Here is a 19,008-nt window from a genome sequence, read left to right as displayed (position 1 = left end):
ATGGATATTCTCGCAACCTTTGGCCTCTTTGTCGGCTCACTGATCGCAAATACCCTCGCCTCTCTCGCTGGCGGCGGCGCAGGCTTACTTCAACTTCCCCTGTTGTTATTCCTTGGTCTGACATTTTCTATCGCGCTTGCGACCCACAAAGTGGCGTCTGTTGCCCTTGGTTTGGGTGCAGCACTGAAACACTGGAGAAGCGGTAACCTCGACCCCGCACTCACGCTTTATGTGGTTTTAGCGGGTGCTGCGGGCGTGATAACAGGTGCGAATCTTATCTTGTTTGTACCCGGTCCTTTGGCAGAAGCACTGCTGGGAGCGCTGATCATTGCGCTCGGTCTCTATTCCCGAATGCGAAAAAGCTTGGGGCAAAATGCAGAGCCAAAACATCGTGACACCTTGGGCTTGGTGATAGGCTGCATCGGGTTAAGTGTGATTGGCATACTCAATGGCTCTTTAACAGCGGGGACAGGGCTTTTCGTGACGCTGTTTTTGGTACGATGGTTCGGTTTAGATTACAAACAGGCCGTTGCGCTTACATTGGTCAGCGTCGGTATCTTTTGGAATGGATTAGGGGCGATAACACTTGCTGTCGCCGGCGCCGATATTTACTGGCCTTGGATACCCGCACTACTGCTTGGGTCGTTACTCGGCGGTTACTTGGGCGCTTACATGGCTGACAAGTACAGCAATCAGCTGATAAAAGTCGCCTTTGAGTGGCTCACGTTCGCTATCGGACTAAAACTGCTTTGGAGCGCATGGTAAGGAACATCATGGACAAAATGAATATCGATATTTACTACTGCCGTCAATGCAACTGGATGTTGCGATCGTCGTGGATGGCGCAAGAACTGCTTTCTACCTTCAGTGAGGAAATTGGCGGCCTTACACTTCACCCTGATACCGGCGGACGTTTTGAAGTCCACTGCAATGGGGTGATCATTTGGGAGCGCAAACGCGATGGTGGCTTTCCCGAAGCCAAGGTGCTGAAACAACGCGTCCGCGATGTGTTCGATCCTGATCGTGATTTGGGACATAACGACCGCTAAGGCTTTTCCAACCCAACGCGCAGTGATCTCAACACATAGCCTAGTCCGACAACATCCCGTACATGACGATACTGTTGTAACTCACGACACCCAAGACTTCGCCATTATCGATCACTGGCGCTCGGCTAATACCAAAACGCTCAAACAGTCGAGCGCAATACTTTACGTTCATGTTTGCCGACACACCCAATGCGGGCTTGGTCATGATCTCATAAATATTAACGCGTTCAGGCGAGCGATTTTGTGACAGTACCTTTTTGGCGATGTCATTCATCAGCACCAAACCGTATTCGTCATTTTCATCACGCTTATCTACCACAAGTGCTTTGATATGCTTATCTCGTGCAATGCGAATTGCCTCAGCAACGGTAATTAATCCGTCTACTACGGCAAAATCATCTTTCATGACGTCACCAACGCGTTTCGTTACTTTCATAATTCATCCCCAATCACGCTACTCAATTCTTGCACTTGATGTGCCACACCGACCGCATCTTCGATATCTAACTGTACGGCAATCCCTTTTCCAGACGTCGCATCAAACTCGCCGACTTGATTAATGGTCTCCAAAATACTGCGAGCGAGGTGCTCTTCCACCACAAAAAGCAGTACGTCACGCTGCACATCAAGGGTCAAACCAAAAAAGGTTTTCTGCTTGGTGAGCCCTTCACCTCGCGCATTGTTAATGACGGTCGCACCCGTCGCTCCTGCCTTTCTTGCGGCATCAAGCACCGCATCGGTTTTTGAATCTTCAATGAAAGCGACAATCAGTTTGAATCGCATTATGGTTCCCTCGTTTCTTTTTGAGCCGATCCGCGTTTTGCTGACCACTCGGTTAACTGTGCATATCCCATGACGGTGATCATTGGGAATAAGCTGGCAAAGGCAATCAAACCAAAACCATCAATTAATGGGCTTCTCCCTGGAACCGTGGAGGCAAGGCCAAGGCCTAGTGCAGTCACTAACGGCACCGTTACCGTAGATGTTGTTACCCCGCCTGAGTCATATGCTAGCGGGACAATAAATTTGGGCGCATAAAAGGTTTGAATAACCACCAATACGTAGCCAGCAATGATGTAGTAATGGATAGGATCGCCGGCGACAATACGATAACAGCCCAACGAGATACCGAACGATACCCCGAGCGCCACTGAAAATCGCAACCCGTTTACACTGATCGCGCCCCCCGACACCTGCGCCGCCTTTATTGCCACAGCGATCAAGGAAGGTTCTGCCACTGTGGTGCTAAAGCCTATGGCCGCAGCAAAAATGTACACCCAATAGTAATGCTGCCAATCCACCACAGCGGGCATGACCGCGCCTTCACCGTATAGAAATTCCGGTGCAGTTAGCTGAATTGCCATCGACTCGCCAAGTGGGAACAAGGCCATTTCTAGCCCCATCAAAAACAAAGACAGCCCTAAAATAACGTAGGCGAAACCGAAAATGATTTTCTTTAGGTTCACCACAGGTTTGCGTAAAACCGCAAACTGAAAGCCAAAAATGATACAGACGATAGGAAATACGTCTCTGACCGTCGAAAGTAAGGTGTCGAAAAAGGTTGGGATAAGGGAAAGGAATAGGGTCATACCGCCACCATCCCGTAAACCATGACGAATATCATCGGGGATAGGGAGGCAAAGGCAATCAAACCAAAGCCATCAATCATCGGGTTGCGCCCTTTAATCACAGTGGCTAAACCAACGCCTAATGCGGTCACAAGCGGCACGGTAATGGTGGATGTAGTCACACCGCCTGAATCGTAGGCGATGCCAATAATATAGCGCGGTGCAACCATGGTCATCGCCACCACCAGCATGTAGCCACCAATGATAATACGGTGGATAGGCCAGCCTTTGAGTATGCGCAACACACCCAGCATAATGGCAAAGCCAACCGAAAAGGCGACCGTGAGCCTAAGGCCATTAGCATAGGAAGACTGCGCTTCTTCGGTGAGAGGGATCATCCCCCCTTCAGCAGCCACTTCTGCGGCCTCTGCTGCGACGGCAGTCAGTGCAGGTTCAGCTATCGTGGTACCAAAACCCAGCAGAAACGCGAACACCATTAGCCAAAATACACTGCCTTTTTTCGCCAGCGCGTGAGCCATGGATTCACCGATGGGGAACAAGCCCATCTCCAAACCAAAAACAAAGAACGTTAGCCCCATCACGACGAGAACTAGGCCGATAACAATTGAAATCCAGTCTGGCAACGGCTGCTGCAAGACAACGACCTGAAAAAAACCAATGACCAAGATGATAGGCAGCAAATCTTTAAAACTTCCTAACATCGCGGTGAGCAATGCAGTAAATCCCTTCACACTCATTCCATTTGAATATACTCAGGTCACTAGCACTTCCCGAGTACGAACGGCAAACCAATAATAAAGACGATAAGACAATATACTCAAACAACCTCAAGATGCTTGAGTATATGCTGTCTTTATAACCCTGAGCCACTGTACAGGTATTTGCCATCCCACAATGTCTATAGGGTGATAAAGGTAACAAGGTTTTCTTTAAAATCGGTATCGTGGTCATTTCTGTATTTGGCGAGATAGTGATCATTCAACCGATTGAATGCATACTAATCTTATCGCTCATCGAAAGGATTATTCCCATGCACATTCTTGTCACTGGGGGAACGGGCTTAATTGGTCGTGCGCTCATCGCTCAACTGGAACATCATCAGGTAACTGTTCTTACCCGCTCACCAGAGATGGCCAAGAAAAAGTTACCCAGCAGAGTTCACCTGATTAAAGAGTTGGATGCGCTATCAGACTTCAATGGCATTGACGCGGTCATTAATCTGGCAGGCGAACCTATTGTTGACAAACGATGGACGGAACAACAAAAAGGCATTATTTGCACCAGTCGTTGGGGGATCACTGAAAAACTGGTGAATCATATCCTTGCGGCTGAAACGCCTCCTCATACCTTTATCAGTGGCTCTGCCGTTGGCTATTATGGCGATCAAGGCGATAAGATTGTCGATGAATCACTGAAGGTTGATGCGACTGATTTTGCTCACTCAGTTTGTGCAAACTGGGAAAAAATCGCGATGAAAGCCGATTCAGACCATACCCGCGTTTGCCTCCTGCGCACGGGGATTGTGCTGAGCAAAGAAGGCGGCGCTCTCAAGAAAATGTTATTGCCCTATCAATTCGGACTGGGCGGACCCATTGGTGATGGCAGCCAGTATTTTCCGTGGATCCACATTAATGACATGGTATCGGGCATTATCTTTCTGCTTGAGCATGCAGAAGCACGCGGGCCCTTTAACCTCACAGCCCCGCATCCCGTCACCAATAAAGCCTTCAGCAAAACACTGGCAGCAACTCTGAAACGACCTCATCTGCTTTTCACGCCAAAAGTGGCGATATCATTGATGCTGGGCGAGGCAGGTCAACTGCTTTTAGAAGGGCAACGCGCGGTGCCACGAGCGCTAGAAAATCTCGGGTTTGGTTTCGAGTATCCTGATTTGCCGCCGGCATTGGACGATCTGTTGAGTTAGCAACCTGCTACGTGAGCCACCAATCAGCCTAATCATAAATACAGCAAGACCGCGAATTTTCAAAAGAAACAAAAGAGAGAAAAAGAAAGGCACGTTTTCACGTGCCTTTTTGGTTTTCGTATTTTCAACACATTATTGTCTAAGCGGCTGTAGCAACCCTCTTATCATCCATGCGACGGTTAAGAAAACCAATCCAACCGCAAGCGTGGGCAAGCTAAGCCAAACTTCTGGGTGTAAGCGAACAGGCAATTCGACGCCCCACTTCAACAGCGCTGCCATCGCCAATTCTGCCCCCCCCACCGCCATGCAACCCGAAACAAAGGCCATGATGCCGTATTCCGCCCACAAGGTAGTATTGATACGCTTCTTACTCGCGCCCAAGGTACGATACAGCATGATTTCACGTTGTCGTTCTGACAAGGTAATGCGCAGCAAGGTCAGCAACAGCAATAAACCACTCACCACCGCCAAGCCAGCCAGTACCGACAACGACAAACTGATTTGCTTCAAAATCACTTGGATTCTGCCACTCATGGTGCGCAAATCGAGCAAGGTTATGGTGGGGTAATCACGGCCTAACTGATTGAGAACATCGCTTTGCTCTTGCTCCAAACGAAAACTTATCAGCCAGTTCGCTGGCAGTGTCTCCACGAGCGCAGGGTCAAATATGAAGTAGAAATTTGGCTTCATGTTTCGCCATTCCACATCGCGAATTGAGTTCACGGTGGCAGTAAACTCCTGACTACTGACGCTAAAAGTTAGCTCGTCGCCCAAACGTAAACCAAGACGTTCAGCAATGCCGCTTTCGACAGATACACCGCCTTCACTTGGCCAAGTACCTTGCAATACCTCATTGTGGCTCGGCAATGTGTCTCGCCATGTGAAGTTCAGCTCGCGACGTAACGCTTCATCACGTTCCTCGCGATTAGGCTCAAGATCCGCATAGTTGTCGCCGTTTTTACCTATCAATCTGCCGCGAATAATCGGGTACGCTTCCGATCGTTCAATGTTGTTTTCATCAACACGAGACAGGTAATCATCCAACTCTTGTTTAGCGATGTTCAGGGCAAACACATTGGGTGCATCAACAGGCAAGGTCTGCTGCCAATCTTCTAACAGGTCCGTTCTTAGCAGCCAGATAATCGACAGCAGCATGAAGGAGGTTGCCAATGCACCCAGTTGTGCACCGCTCGAAGCAGGATTACGGGTAATCCGGCTCAAGGCCAGTTTGAATGCAGGTCGTTTTACGCGTTTTTGTGCAAAGCGAAGCACCATAACGCCAAGCCCTGCCAGCAGGCTAAGCATAAGCACCAGTGCCGCCAACACCAGCCACAGCAAGCGATTGTCGTAGGACCAAGCAATCAGCGCTAAGATTGGCACAGAGGCAAGCGCCCAGCTCCAGGGATTCTTTCTTGCTCGCACTTTGCTTTGTTCTTGCAGCACACTCATTGCGGGGGCTTCAATTAAACGGATCAGCGGAATACCCAGCGCAGGTAATGCCACCAGCAAAGCCACTAATGGGCCTAAGATCCACGGCAACATGCCATAACTTGGCAGTGGCGAGGGCAACACATCAGCCAAAGGCAGGCGCAGTAAGTATTCCAGCGCTGCGCCAATGCCCAAGCCCAGCACGGTCGCCATGACCATCAACATCAGCAACTGCCTTGCTAGCCAGCGACGAACCCAACTTCGTTGTGCCCCAAGGCTTTTGACCATGGCTAATGTTTGGGTGCGACTGTCCGCGTAATGTTGGCAAGTCAGCAACAAGGTCGCCGCTGCCATGATGATGACCAACACGACGGTTAACGACAAATACCCGCGACTGCGCTCAAGCATGTCACCGGTGCGATCCCCGTCGTTTTCGTCAATCCAACGCTGACCGTCAGTGAGGGTGTATCCAGATTTTACAGCGGCTAATTCATTGTCGCTGCCACGAAAGAAATAACGGTAGCTGACTCGACTGCCAGGGCGCACAACACCGGCGGCTTCAACATCGCTTTGGTGCATCAATGCCGCTGGCATTTGGCTAAACGGATTGAAAGATAACTCAGGCTCTGAAACGATCATCCCGGACACCGTGAGGGTTAAATCTCCCACATCAACCTGATCCCCGCGTTTCACGTCCAGCAGTGAGAAAAGGCGCTCTTCCAGCCACAACTCGCCCGGCTGAACCTTGTCATGCATCTCGGCGTCACTTTGTAGCTCCAACGCCCCACGTAGCGGATAGTTGCTCTCAACCGCCTTCACGGTGATGAGTTGCATGTTGTTGTCACTGAATGCCATGGTGCCAAAGCGCGTTTGATCTGAGCCTTCCGCGCCGGAAGCGTCAAGTGCAGTCAGTACCTCTGGTGCCAAAGGCTGGTTACTGCGAAGCACCAAATCCGCCGCCAGCATCGAGCGGCCTTGCTGGGTTAAAACAGACTCAATACGCCCCGCCAATGCCGACAGCGCAAAGACACAAGCAATAATAAGTGCAAGCGCCGCAACAACAGGCCAAAGCTGACCATGAAACAATTCACGCCACGCCCAGCGCCAAACCAAATTCTTCCTCATGCCGCCCCCACCATTTCACCCGCATTAAGATGCAAGGTTCGGTGGCAACGATCAGCCAAAGCAGGATCGTGAGTCACCAAGATCAGTGTTGTTCCGTGGTCGCGATTGAGAGAGAAAAGCAGGTCAATCACGGTTGCTGCGGTGTGCTGGTCAAGGTTGCCTGTCGGTTCGTCCGCAAACAGCACACGAGGCTTGGTCATAAACGCTCGTGCAATGGCTACGCGCTGTTGCTCACCGCCAGAAAGCTGCGAAGGCAAATGGGTTTCACGGCCATTGAGCCCAACTGAGGCAAGCAATTCCATGGCGCGTTCTTCGTCTTCATCCTCACCGCGAATCGTGCAAGGAAGCAGTACGTTTTCCAGGGCAGTCAAAGAAGGCACAAGCAGGAAGCTTTGGAAAACAAACCCGATAGATTCAGCCCGCAGTGCAGCACGCTGATCGTCATCAAGCTGGCTAAGAGGCTTGCCCAATAATTCGATTTCTCCGGTACTTGGTGTATCCAATCCGGCAAGCAGTGTCATTAGTGTTGACTTGCCTGCACCAGAAACGCCCACCAAAGCAATACTTTCCCCTTGCTCGACCTGAAGCGAAACATCCTGCAATATGGTCAGAGACTGCGTATTCGTTGTTACTTTTTTTGAAACATTTTTCGCCCTGATCACTGGAGTTGTCATGATTCGCATCCTTTCTTTTTGTCTTTTAATTCTGAGTCAAAGCGCTGCGGCGCAGACGCTGCTTGTATTGGGTGACAGCCTAAGTGCTGGATACCAGATGCCCATTGAAAAAAGTTGGCCAAGCCTCTTAGAGCCTAACGTTGTTTCCGCTAGCCCTATCGAACGCGTCATTAATGCCAGTATTTCGGGTGATACCAGTGGCAATGGCCTCCACCGTTTACCCGCCTTACTTGAACAGCATTCTCCCGATTGGGTATTCATAGAGTTAGGCGCAAATGACGGGCTGCGAGGCTTTCCACCCAAGCAAGTACGCAACAACCTCGCCAAATTGATCACCCTCAGTCAGGAAAGTGGCGCAAATGTCGCTATCATGCAGATCCAGATCCCACCAAACTATGGTCAACGATACAGCAAGGCCTTTGCTGATATCTATCTGACATTGAGTAAAGAAATGCAAATCCCACTTATTCCGTTTTTTATGGAGAAGGTGGTATTGACCGAAGGATGGATGATGTCTGACGGCCTCCACCCCAACGAAATTGCTCAACCTTGGATTGCCGAATTTATGACCGAACAACTTCTCCCTCATCTGAACAAACAAGGATAGTAAAAACAATGACAAGTACCGTTTTGATAACTGGATGTTCAACGGGAATTGGTTACGCTTGCGCCCACGCATTGGCAAAGAAGGGCTTTGATGTCATTGCGTCATGTCGAAAAAAAGAAGATGTGGCAAGACTAAATGCCGAAGGACTGAATTGCATTCAGCTCGATTTAGCGGACACAGACAGCATTCTTGCTGCGGTTGAAGAAGTCAGAACACACACGGGCGGAAAGCTATATGGTTTATTTAACAATGGCGCTTACGGCCAACCCGGTGCATTAGAAGACCTCCCCACCGATGCACTTCGGAAACAATTTGAAACCAATTTCTTTGGGTGGCACACGCTTACTCAAGCCGTTATCCCGATGATGATGGCAAATGGCAAAGGCCGTATCGTGCAAAACAGCTCTGTGCTGGGTTTTATTGCGCTGAAGTTTCGCGGCGCATACAACGCCAGCAAATTTGCGGTGGAAGGCTGGACTGACACACTGAGACTGGAACTAAAAGGCACCCCCATTCAAATCAGTTTGATTGAACCGGGTCCGATCGATAGTCGCTTTCGCGCCAACGCGCTTGATGCCTTTCTTCAGGCTATCAATCTCAATACCAGCCGCTTTAAAAAAGATTATCTCGCCCAACAATCACGCCTCGAAAGTGAGCATTCCACCAACAAATATACTTTGCCATCAGAAGCGATCATTGCACCTTTGTTACACGCACTAACCGCGCCAAACGCAAAAATCCGTTACCGTGTGACAAAACCGACCCACTATATGGCGATATGTAAAAGACTGCTCCCCGCAAGCGTGCTTGACCGTCTGTTGGCGAAAGGAGGCTAAAGGCGGTAACTGTCGATTGGTTCCCAAAAACTGCTGAAAAACAATCTTATCAAGTTCATATTTTTGTCATAAATGATCGGTAGGCTTAACCCTGTACCGTGAAACACCTGCCCCACCCTTCAACTTCAATGTGATGTGAGTCGGATCAGGCCGTAAACGGGGACGAAAACAAAAACAATAATTCCCCTCAAGGAGCCGGACTATGTCCTTAAGCCAATTGAACTGGCTCTGTTTGAGTGTAACGCTGGCTATTTTGCTTGTGTTCTAAGTCAGCGTTTCATATCGACAAACGCCAAGAGGAAGGCCACTGATTATCAGTGGCCTTTTTCATTTCTCGCCAGTGATAGCCATGAAAACTCTCATCTTTGCCATCAAGCACTAATTTCATGCGCTAATGCCTTGAATTTTCGGTGCTCTCCCCCCACCTTTACAGCATTACTCCTTTAATCAGGCGATAACATGCAACCTAATTACATTGTTGAACTTACCGAGCAAAACTTTCAGCAAGTGCTGGAAAACTCAGTAACAACACCCGTCCTGATCCACTTTTGGGCTCAGATGAGTCCTGAAAGTACGGAAATCATTCCTGCAATCGAAAAACTGGCACATGAATACGCAGGGGCTTTCACACTGGCATTGCTCGATTGTGAGCAGCAACAAATGTTGGCGCAACAGTTTGGCGTGCGTGCTTTACCAACCATTGCCCTGTTCAGCAATGGGCAACCTGTCGATGGTATTGCGGGCCCACAAACCGAAGACACTATTCGTGAAATGCTGACACGTCATCTGCCTAGCCAAGATGAAATGGCATTCAAGCAAGCACTGGCACACATTGCCGAAGGTAACCACGCAGAAGCACTGCTGCAATTGAAGGCACTAGAAGCCACGCTGAGTGAGGCGGGAGCCTATAAATTGGCGTTGGCGGAATGTTATGTCGAAACACAGCAATATGATGCGGCAGAAGCGATTCTTGCGACCGTATTAATGCAAGATCAGGATGCGCAATACAAGGCGCTCGTTGCCAAAGTTGAACTGCACAAGCAAGCTGCTGACACACCGGAAATTCGCGAGCTTGAGAAAGCATATGAAGCAGACCCAAGCAATGCTGAAGTCGCCTATGAACTCGCTGTTCAGTACAGCCAAGTTAGCCGACAAGAAGAAGCGCTGGAGATCTTGATTGGTCTACTACGTAAAGATCTGAACTGTGCCAACGGCGACGCGAAAAAGACCATGATGGATCTTCTCGCTGCACTGGGGCAAGGCAATGAGATAGCAAGCCGTTATCGTCGCCAGCTCTACTCACTGCTCTACTAATTGACACACCACTTAAATAGATCATCATTGCCTCATTATTATATAACCCCTTACCTATAGGGGTTATCCCTCCTTAAAATCATCACTGCCCACAAAAACACACAGCAAAAGTCTCACTTTTGAACCACACTAAACCTTGAACTTGCAGCTAATGAGTATCAATCCTGCTCGACAAAGTACGCCAGTGGAGAAAAAGCCATGTTAATGAATAAGTTAACCATCAAATCAAAACTACTGATCGGTAATTTGATCACAGCTTCGTTACTCGTGGTGCTTTGTGGTATTGCGTGGAGTGGGATCAACACCATGGATAAAACCGCTGACATGGTGAGCCACACTTACAAAGTCATCGATAACTCCAATGGCCTTGTCAACGCGATGGTAGACAAAGAAACGGGTTTAAGAGGATTTGCTATCGGTGGCGGTGATGACTATTTAGAGCCTTATTACGCTGGGATCACCGCGTTTGATGAAAGGCTGAAAACAGTCAAAAAACTTACCAGTGATAATCCCGCTCAGCAAGTACGATTCGACGATGTGGCCAAAGATGCCGCTGCATGGGATGCCTATGCAGAGGGTGTTATCACTTTGCGAAAAGATATTCGTGAAGGTGAAAAAGCCAATACTCAACTCAAAGAACTTATTGCTTCCGGTATTGGTAAGGAAAAATTTGATGGCCTTCGCGCAGAAATTGCCACAGGAAATTTTGGTCTCGCTGGCACTCGCCTTCTTGAAGCTATGGTGAACATGGAAACTGGCTTACGTGGCTTTATGCTCAACCGCCAGGAGGAATATTTGGAGCCGTACCTGGGAGGCAAAGAAACGGTAAACAACATTCTAAAAACGCTTCAGGGCACAAAACTCGCGGCAGATGCAAATGGCTGGATTGACGGCTATGCCGAAAAAGCCATCGCAACGGTTCGTGAGGCCAATCAATATGCAACAACGTCAGACTTGTTCAACAAGCTATCTAAAAAAGAAGGTAAAGCTTTTATGGATAGCCTGAGAGAAAAAGTCTCAGCTATTGTTGCCGTGGAAGAGAGCTTAAAAGATCAACGCTATATTGCTGCCCACCAAGCATCAACCGTCGCATCAAACGTGATCATTTTCGGTGGGCTGCTTACCATTATCGTGGCGATTTCTTTTGGTATTTTCGTTTCGAACTCCATCACTAAGCCCATCAACAAAGTGGTGGTCGCAGCAGGAAAGCTCGCAAAAGGCGACCTGACCTTCAATCTGGATAAAGGTCACAAGAACGAAGTTGGTGAGCTGCAAAATGCGCTGATTGCAACATCAGAAAGCCTCAGTAACATTATCAGTAACATGGCTAAAGCCAGCGACCGATTAACAAACGCGTCAAACGAGCTGGGGAAAACCACCCACGCCACCAGTCAAGGGGCGCAAAACCAGTTAAAAATGACAGACCAAGTTGCTGTTGGTATGCAGGAAATGGCCAGTGTTGTTGGGGAAGTATCTGCTAACGCCGAGTCAGTGGCACGTCTTGCCGATGAAGCTCACGGTCATGCTCAGTCAGGCATGAAGGTGGTACAAGGAACCATCAGTAGTATCCAGCAACTTGAAGGGGAAGTGAAAACAACAGCCAATCGCCTTAATGAGCTCGCGCAGGAGACAGACAATATCGGCGGCATTCTAGATGTGATATTAGGTATTGCCGATCAAACCAATCTACTCGCCCTCAATGCGGCCATTGAAGCTGCCCGTGCAGGTGAACAAGGCCGAGGGTTTGCCGTTGTGGCGGATGAAGTAAGAGGATTGGCACAGAGAACGCAAAATTCCACATCAGAAATACAGTCACTGATTGAAAGGCTGCAACAAGGAACACGTGAAGTAGTCACGAGTATGGAAAAGAGCAGCACTATTGTTCAATCTAGTGTGGCTGATGCTAGCAAGTCGGGAGATGCGTTCGATACGATCACTCAAGCCATCAGTGAAATCCAACAGTTCAGCACATTAAATGCCACTGCCTGTGAAGAGCAAAGCGCAGCAACCAATGAAATAAATAATAATGTTCAGGAAGTCAGCATCATATCGAAGAAAAGTGCGGATGGTGTAGAAACCACGGTTAAGTCCACTGATGAGCTCTCGCAATTAGCAAGTACTCTGAAGGGAATTGTGGATCAATTTAAGCTCCGACAAGCCTGAGTGTAAACTAGCTCCAACATGCAAAAAGGCCGCTTTGATAGCGGTCTTTTTTCTTTCTGTTACCCGTCCTAAATAAGGTCGACACTTTTCTATTCAAAAACTGGAGAGTGTTATGAAATCAACCACCCGTTACCCAAAATTTGGTTTCAACGCACCTTCCCCAGTTAAGGGCATACATAAGTCTTTGTGTATCAAATCACGACAAGTGTTATATATCAGTCGAGCAATTATCGTTCCAACAAGACTGATAGCAGATGCCCGAGAAAGTGGCTAGCCAGCACACTAATTGGTTTTCAGTCTTCAGTTCTCATCGATGCGTTTTCACTGTTCGAAGACAGAGCTTCTATGATGGGACAGCAAGCACTTTCATCTCCAGGACATGCACTAGCTAAGGATTTTAGCGACGTTTTCATCGCCTGAAGTTCTTTGATTTTGTCGTCAATCTCAGCGATTTTTTCTAACGCTTTTTGTTTTACATCAGCGCTGCGACGGTTCGGATTACGTGACATATCCAGTAGAATTTGGCATTCATCCAAACTAAACCCGACCAATCTCGAACGCTTGATCATTTGCAATTCATTGATATGACATTCGTTATAGGCGCGATATCCATTCTCACTTCGCTCAGGTTCACTGATGACCCCTTTTTGCTCATAGAAACGAATAGTCTTCGCTGTCAGCCCCGTTAAACGAGAAACCTCATTTATTTTCATCAATGACTCCCGATCTCAAATTCACGCTTGACCTTACAGTTGATGGAAGGTTTATGCTCTGTATTATGAACAATTAGCCTGCCTGACTGCAAGTCATGCAAATGCACAACAAGGTTACCGCTATGGCTGACATTGAAATGACAAACGCAACCACGCCACAAAAGGCACAAGCGCTGATCACTCTGCCCCTATCAGGGCTAAGCTGCATGAACTGCGCCCGAAAAGTCATGGCGGCGGTTGAATCTATTGAAGGCGTTCATTCTGTCACCGCAGATAAAACCTCCCTTACCATCAATGCCGATGCACCTATTCAAAAGGTCATCGAAGCCGTCGAGTCATTCGGCTATCAAGCAGGTGAAACCCTAACCCTGCCATTGGCAGGGTTGAGCTGTGGACGCTGCATTGCAAAACTCACCAGCGCCTTCGAGCAAAGCGACACCATTTTTTATGCCGTTGTGAGCAAAACAGAGGCGACAGTGACAGGCACGATCGACAGAGCGGGCATGGTCGCTATTGTCGAAAAAACGGGCTATCAGGTACCTGGTCTGCAAGACAAAGTGATCGCAGGCATTGAGGCTAACGCTGAGGCACAAACTGAATCAGTGGATCGATCACCATCACTGCCTATCGATGCTGAGTCAGTAAAAGATACCGTGACCACGATCCAAACAACTGACAGCGTGACAAAACAATTCATTTTGTCAGGCATGAGCTGCGCAAGCTGCGTCTCTTCGGTGGAAAGCGCGCTAAAAAGTGTTACTGGCGTTGATAGCGTGAACGTCAATTTGGCCGAGCGTACCGCACTGGTATCTGGTCACGCCGCAGCAGCAGCATTGATTCACGCAGTTGAAGAGGCGGGATATGGTGCTGAACTTAGTGAAGATGAAACAACACGTCGCGAGCGCCAAGCCACCTTGTATGCACAGCAGTTTGCTGAACACAAACGCAATACATGGTTGGCGTTAGGATTAGGCGCACCGCTCATGGCGTGGGGTCTGTTCGGTGGCTCAATGACCATTGACAGCACCACCAGCCAAATTGCATGGGGCATCATTGCTGCGCTAACGTTCGCCCTACTGTGCACGGCAGGGAAGCACTTCTTTGTGGATGCTTTTAAATCAGCGCGTCATCATAGAGCAACCATGGATACCTTGGTTGCTTTGGGCACTGGCTCCGCCTGGCTGTATTCAGCTGCGGTCGTTGTCGCGCCAGCGCTGTTCCCCGATCAAGCTCGTCACGTCTATTTCGAAGCCACAGCCATGATCTTGGGTTTAGTCACACTCGGTCATGCCATTGAAGCCAAAGCCCGCGCATCAACGTCTAAGGCATTGGATCGACTACTCGATTTGCAACCGCAAAACGCGTTGGTTGTGGAAAACGGTCAAGAGCGTGAAGTGCCATTGGCTGCCGTCACCGCTGGCATGGTGCTTCGCATCAAGCCGGGTTCAAAAATTCCTGTCGATGGCGTCGTAGAAAGCGGTGAAAGCTTTGTCGATGAATCCATGCTCACAGGCGAGCCATTGGCAGTAAGAAAAACGCTCGGTGATACTTTGCATGCGGGTACCGTCAACCAAAACGGCAGCATGTTGTTCAAAGCCACTGGCATTGGCAGCGACACCATGTTGTCACGCATCATCAATCTTGTTCGTCAGGCGCAAAGCAGTAAGCCTGCCCTAGCAAGAATGGCTGACACGGTATCGTCGATTTTCGTCCCAACCGTGATGATCATTGCGATTCTCACTGCGCTGGGTTGGTACAACTTCGGCCCTGACCCAAAACTCAGCTTCATGCTGGTCACAGCGACCACGGTGCTGATTATCGCCTGCCCTTGCGCACTTGGGTTAGCAACACCCATGTCCGTCACCACAGGCGTTGGGCGTGCTGCTGAGCTCGGCGTATTAATCCGTGATGCAGAAGCGCTTCAACATGCGGCTGGCGTCGATACAGTTGTTTTGGATAAAACCGGCACGCTGACAGAAGGCAAACCTCAAGTCACGTCATTGGTGAATTTTGAACTCGACGATAATGTTGTTCTGCAACTCGCCGCAAGCTTAGAGCAAGGCTCAGAGCACCCGCTAGCAAAAGCAGTAATCGATGCGGCTAAGAGCAAATCACTGACATTGTCGAATATCGACCAATTTGAAGGTATTCCAGGCAAAGGGCTTCAAGCTGTCATCGACGGTGACACTTACCTGTTAGGTAATGCGCGTCTCATGGAAGAAAAAAGCGTGGACGTGAGCAGCGCCAGCGACGCTGCAGCGAAACAAGCAAAACGCGGTGAAACGGCGGTTTATCTCGCCCAAGGTACGACGTTGATCGGTCTAATTGGCATCAGCGATCCACTGCGACATGATTCAACGACTGCCGTCGCACGCATGAAGAGTTTGGGCTACAAGGTCGTCATGTTGACGGGCGATCACCCTGACACCGCCAACGCGATCGCTGCACTTGCAGGCATTGATGACGTGATTGCAGGCGTGCTGCCTGATGGCAAAGCAGACGCCATTATCACGCTCCAGGCCCAAGGCCGTAAAGTTGCCATGATAGGAGATGGGATTAACGACGCCCCTGCGCTTGCGAAAGCTGAAGTGGGGATTGCCATTGGCAGCGGTAGCGACGTAGCCATTGAAAGTGCGCAAATGACCCTGATGCGTCACTCCATTGATGCGGCGACAGACGGGTTAGAATTGTCCAAAGCAACGCTACGCAATATGAAAGAGAACCTGTTTGGCGCATTTGTTTACAATTCTCTGGGTATTCCCATTGCAGCGGGTGTGCTATATCCCCTCACCGGTGCATTGCTTAGCCCCGTGGTAGCAGGCGCAGCCATGGCGTTGTCTTCTATCACCGTGGTGAGTAACGCAAATCGACTGCGCTGGTTTAAACCTCGCAAAGGAGGCAATCATGTTGGTTAATCTGATAGGCATTGGCCTGATTGCTTTAATCATTTGGTGGTTCTGGCTGTCTGGCAAGAAAGATAAACAATAAAACTAAACATTTAGCCACGCGCCCTTACAGGTGCGCGTGGTGATAAAGATCTTAAAAACACTGAGGAGATAATCATGAAAACTCTACCTAAACTTGCCGCCTTTTCCCTAGCTCTTCTTTCAGCAAGCACTTTTGCGGCAGCAGGCATCACGTATAAATCCCCTTATTGCGGTTGCTGTAAAGAGTGGGTAAAGCACATGGAAGACAATGGCTTTGAGATGACCGCCGAAGACCATGTGAACATGAACCCCATCAAACAAAAGTTTGGCATCAAACCGCAGCTCGCTTCTTGCCATACTACTGTGATTGATGGCTACGTATTTGAAGGTCATATTCCTGCTAGTGACGTTAAGAGCTTCCTTGCTGAAAAACCTAAGCTAGCCGGCCTTGCGGTTCCCGGCATGCCGATGGGCTCACCGGGCATGGAATACGGTGATCAAAAAGATGCCTATAACGTGATTGGCTTTTCAAAAAATGGCATGACGATGGTCTTTAACAGCCACAATTAACAACGCATAGTGACTTATTAGCAATGGGTCTCCATACTTTGATTTCAATAGCATGGAGGCTCAATGTTAAAAATTATCACAATTCTTATCTCACTGTTTTATTGCACTTACACAGCCGCTGAACCCACTGTTTGGCAAGCAAAAAAAGGGCAACTGACTTTTGTGTTGATGGGGTCTGTCCATATGGGCAAACCTGATTTCTATCCCCTTCCTAGCAGTATTCTCGACCCTTTCCCACACACAACAGGGTTAGTCGTCGAAGCTGATCTAAACAAAGATACCCAGTTTGAGATTCCGCAGGGAGCGACGACAAAATCTCTTTTGAACAAACAAGAACTTCGCCGTCTGACGGAGATAGCCAAAGAGATTGGCGTACCCGAAATCGCCTTATACAACATGCCGCCATGGCAAGCAGCTATGGCCATCCAACAGGCGCAAAGTGAGCAGTTTGAGCTCGACGCAACCCTTGGGGTCGATCTGCACTTTCTCTCTCTCGCGCAACAACGTGGCATTCCCGTTATTGCGTTTGAAACGGTTCAAGAACAACTGGATATGATTGCTTCAATGGGAAAAGACGGCCTACCGCTACTCGCAGATACCCTGAACTACTGGGAAGACTCGAAAGCGCTACTACCTTGCATGTTCAGCGCTTGGGAAAGCGGCGACAGCCAAACCATGACGGCAATCGTTGATGACATGATGCAAGAGGCGGGTGTGCTGGAACACGTCATATTCACAGACAGAAATGAAAATTGGGTACAGCAATTAAGTAATACGGGTCGCTTTACTGATGGCACTTACACGGTTGTTGTCGGTGCACTTCATTTTTATGGCGAAGAGGGCTTACTTGCTTTGCTCGAAAGCAAAGGGTTTACCATCGAATCGTTAACTGAAAGCCGAAAAGCCGATTGCGACATTTCGGCGCTCCTGTCGCGAGAAGGTGTGTCGTAAAACTTAGCCGCTAACCACCACATTTGTGACAAGCATAGAAACCACGAAAAGCAGAATGAACCAGATGATGAATGACTTGCGCATGAGATGTCCTTACAACGTGGGCGCGATACGCGCTGAAAGTGCATTCAGTTTAACGTAAACACCCCCTCCAACGCAGCGACAATTCTGATTTTGTTACACACTCAGCAGCCAAAAAACGAAAAAGCCTCGCATTTCTGCGAGGCTTTCGAATGGTTGGTCGGTGAAGAGGGATTCGATTGGTTCGGCATTCCGAGGACCTGCCATCAAGCGGGGCGGCCTTCCACGCCCGACCCTCTGGTCCGCTTTTATTCAGAAGCAGAGATGCGCTACCAAACTACGCTATTCACGTGCAGCGTTTCACTCTACGTCAGATGCAAAAAAGCCTCGCATTTCTGCGAGGCTTTCGAATGGTTGGTCGGTGAAGAGGGATTCGAACCCCCGACCCTCTGGTCCCAAACCAGATGCGCTACCAAGCTGCGCTATTCACCGAGATTTTGCGTTTTTTTGAGAGGCTTTCAGAGGGTCACCCTCTGCTCCGCTATTCCCAAGATCCGGATGCACTACTAAGCTGCGCTATTCACCGAACTTTGTTCTTTGTCAGCCGTTAAGCTAACTAATGATAAGACGATCTTGAAACTCGTTCATTGATATCTCACCACTTTAAATAGTGGTCGGTGAAGAGGGATTCGAACCCCCGACCCTCTGGTCCCAAACCAGATGCGCTACCAAGCTGCGCTATTCACCGAGATTTTGCGTTTTTTTGAGAGGCTTTCAGAGGGTCACCCTCTGCTCCGCTATTCCCAAGATCCGGATGCGCTACCAAGCTGCGCTATTCACCGAACCGATACAACTCTTTCTGAATCATCAGAGGCGGCTGTCTACCTGAAAGTGGTCGGTGAAGAGGGATTCGAACGGGGCGGCCTTCCGTACCCGACCCATGAGCCTCTGGCTCACCGACGTTTCATCTCGGATATTCCAAGATTATAAAGTAAGTGGTCGGTGAAGAGGGATTCGAACCCCCGACCCTCTGGTCCCAAACCAGATGCGCTACCAAGCTGCGCTATTCACCGAGATTTTGCATTTTTTGAGATGCTCTCAGAGGGTCACCCTCTGG

The 19,008-nt window shown here is 49.1% G+C and carries 17 protein-coding genes and 3 tRNA genes; 10 read left to right on the top strand and 10 right to left on the bottom strand.

The window, feature by feature from the left end; genetic code table 11:
- A complete protein-coding gene (locus A1OO_RS04165; protein ID WP_017004715.1) occupies positions 1-765 on the top strand; it encodes a sulfite exporter TauE/SafE family protein in 765 nt (254 codons plus the stop codon).
- An 8-nt stretch (positions 766-773) separates the two neighbouring features.
- Positions 774-1,049, top strand: coding sequence for a SelT/SelW/SelH family protein (locus A1OO_RS04160; RefSeq protein ID WP_016959339.1), 276 nt, complete (start codon positions 774-776; stop codon positions 1,047-1,049).
- A gap of 40 nt (positions 1,050-1,089) precedes the next feature.
- Here A1OO_RS04160 and A1OO_RS04155 read toward each other — a convergent pair whose 3' ends face one another.
- From A1OO_RS04155 to A1OO_RS04140, 4 genes are read right to left on the bottom strand one after another with little or no spacing between them, the layout of a single operon-like run.
- Positions 1,090-1,485, bottom strand: coding sequence for a CBS domain-containing protein (locus tag A1OO_RS04155; RefSeq protein ID WP_016959338.1), 396 nt, complete (start codon positions 1,483-1,485; stop codon positions 1,090-1,092).
- The gene (locus A1OO_RS04150) at positions 1,482-1,832 is read right to left on the bottom strand and encodes a P-II family nitrogen regulator (RefSeq protein WP_016959337.1); all 351 of its coding nucleotides are present in this window, start codon (positions 1,830-1,832) and stop codon (positions 1,482-1,484) included. The genes A1OO_RS04155 and A1OO_RS04150 overlap by 4 nt, the downstream gene beginning before the upstream one ends.
- Positions 1,832-2,638 carry a DUF1538 domain-containing protein gene (locus tag A1OO_RS04145; protein WP_016959336.1) on the bottom strand — a complete coding sequence of 269 codons (807 nt, stop codon included), beginning with the start codon at positions 2,636-2,638 and terminating at the stop codon, positions 1,832-1,834. The genes A1OO_RS04150 and A1OO_RS04145 overlap by 1 nt, the downstream gene beginning before the upstream one ends.
- A complete protein-coding gene (locus A1OO_RS04140) occupies positions 2,635-3,369 on the bottom strand; it encodes a DUF1538 domain-containing protein (RefSeq protein ID WP_016959335.1) in 735 nt (244 codons plus the stop codon). The genes A1OO_RS04145 and A1OO_RS04140 overlap by 4 nt, the downstream gene beginning before the upstream one ends.
- Positions 3,370-3,668: 299 nt before the next feature.
- Between A1OO_RS04140 and A1OO_RS04135 the strand changes: the two genes are divergently transcribed.
- Positions 3,669-4,562 carry a TIGR01777 family oxidoreductase gene (locus A1OO_RS04135; protein ID WP_016959334.1) on the top strand — a complete coding sequence of 298 codons (894 nt, stop codon included), beginning with the start codon at positions 3,669-3,671 and terminating at the stop codon, positions 4,560-4,562.
- 132 nt (positions 4,563-4,694) lie between these two features.
- Here the strand turns inward: A1OO_RS04135 and A1OO_RS04130 are convergent, their stop codons facing one another.
- Positions 4,695-7,115 (bottom strand): ABC transporter permease, encoded by a 2,421-nt coding sequence (locus tag A1OO_RS04130; RefSeq protein WP_016959333.1) that lies wholly within the window; start codon positions 7,113-7,115, stop codon positions 4,695-4,697.
- Positions 7,112-7,789 (bottom strand): ABC transporter ATP-binding protein, encoded by a 678-nt coding sequence (locus A1OO_RS04125; protein ID WP_016959332.1) that lies wholly within the window; start codon positions 7,787-7,789, stop codon positions 7,112-7,114. Before A1OO_RS04125 ends, A1OO_RS04130 begins: the two co-directional genes overlap by 4 nt.
- Here A1OO_RS04125 and A1OO_RS04120 point away from each other — a divergent pair.
- The 4 genes from A1OO_RS04120 to A1OO_RS04105 all read left to right on the top strand — a co-directional run bounded on the left by A1OO_RS04120 (position 7,788) and on the right by A1OO_RS04105 (position 12,709).
- Positions 7,788-8,396 (top strand): arylesterase, encoded by a 609-nt coding sequence (locus A1OO_RS04120; protein WP_016959331.1) that lies wholly within the window; start codon positions 7,788-7,790, stop codon positions 8,394-8,396. The two genes, A1OO_RS04125 and A1OO_RS04120, sit on opposite strands and share 2 nt — an antisense overlap.
- A gap of 8 nt (positions 8,397-8,404) precedes the next feature.
- Positions 8,405-9,232 carry an SDR family oxidoreductase gene (locus tag A1OO_RS04115; protein ID WP_017004714.1) on the top strand — a complete coding sequence of 276 codons (828 nt, stop codon included), beginning with the start codon at positions 8,405-8,407 and terminating at the stop codon, positions 9,230-9,232.
- A 459-nt stretch (positions 9,233-9,691) separates the two neighbouring features.
- Positions 9,692-10,546, top strand: coding sequence for a thioredoxin family protein (locus tag A1OO_RS04110; RefSeq protein WP_017004713.1), 855 nt, complete (start codon positions 9,692-9,694; stop codon positions 10,544-10,546).
- A 198-nt stretch (positions 10,547-10,744) separates the two neighbouring features.
- On the top strand, positions 10,745-12,709 hold the full coding sequence (locus A1OO_RS04105) for a CHASE3 domain-containing protein (RefSeq protein ID WP_017004712.1): 1,965 nt from the start codon (positions 10,745-10,747) through the stop codon (positions 12,707-12,709).
- A 293-nt stretch (positions 12,710-13,002) separates the two neighbouring features.
- Here the strand turns inward: A1OO_RS04105 and cueR are convergent, their stop codons facing one another.
- Complete coding sequence (cueR, locus tag A1OO_RS04100) at positions 13,003-13,422, bottom strand: Cu(I)-responsive transcriptional regulator (protein WP_017004711.1); 420 nt, start codon at positions 13,420-13,422, stop codon at positions 13,003-13,005.
- 122 nt (positions 13,423-13,544) lie between these two features.
- Here cueR and A1OO_RS04095 point away from each other — a divergent pair, with 122 nt between their 5' ends.
- The 3 genes from A1OO_RS04095 to A1OO_RS04085 all read left to right on the top strand — a co-directional run bounded on the left by A1OO_RS04095 (position 13,545) and on the right by A1OO_RS04085 (position 17,870).
- Positions 13,545-16,337 (top strand): cation transporter, encoded by a 2,793-nt coding sequence (locus A1OO_RS04095; RefSeq protein ID WP_017004710.1) that lies wholly within the window; start codon positions 13,545-13,547, stop codon positions 16,335-16,337.
- Between the two features lie 147 nt (positions 16,338-16,484).
- Positions 16,485-16,919 (top strand): DUF411 domain-containing protein, encoded by a 435-nt coding sequence (locus tag A1OO_RS04090; protein WP_017004709.1) that lies wholly within the window; start codon positions 16,485-16,487, stop codon positions 16,917-16,919.
- Between the two features lie 63 nt (positions 16,920-16,982).
- Complete coding sequence (locus A1OO_RS04085) at positions 16,983-17,870, top strand: TraB/GumN family protein (protein WP_017004708.1); 888 nt, start codon at positions 16,983-16,985, stop codon at positions 17,868-17,870.
- Between the two features lie 436 nt (positions 17,871-18,306).
- Here the strand turns inward: A1OO_RS04085 and A1OO_RS04080 are convergent.
- From A1OO_RS04080 to A1OO_RS04070, 3 genes are all read right to left on the bottom strand, one after another.
- Positions 18,307-18,383 (bottom strand) — tRNA-Pro (locus A1OO_RS04080).
- Between the two features lie 179 nt (positions 18,384-18,562).
- A tRNA-Pro gene (locus tag A1OO_RS04075) sits at positions 18,563-18,639 on the bottom strand.
- A gap of 248 nt (positions 18,640-18,887) precedes the next feature.
- Positions 18,888-18,964 (bottom strand) — tRNA-Pro (locus A1OO_RS04070).
- Positions 18,965-19,008 lie beyond the last annotated feature (44 nt).

This window comes from Enterovibrio norvegicus FF-33 (assembly GCF_000286835.2).
Taxonomy (GTDB): domain Bacteria; phylum Pseudomonadota; class Gammaproteobacteria; order Enterobacterales; family Vibrionaceae; genus Enterovibrio; species Enterovibrio norvegicus_A.
This window is presented reverse-complemented; position numbering and strand designations above follow the sequence as displayed.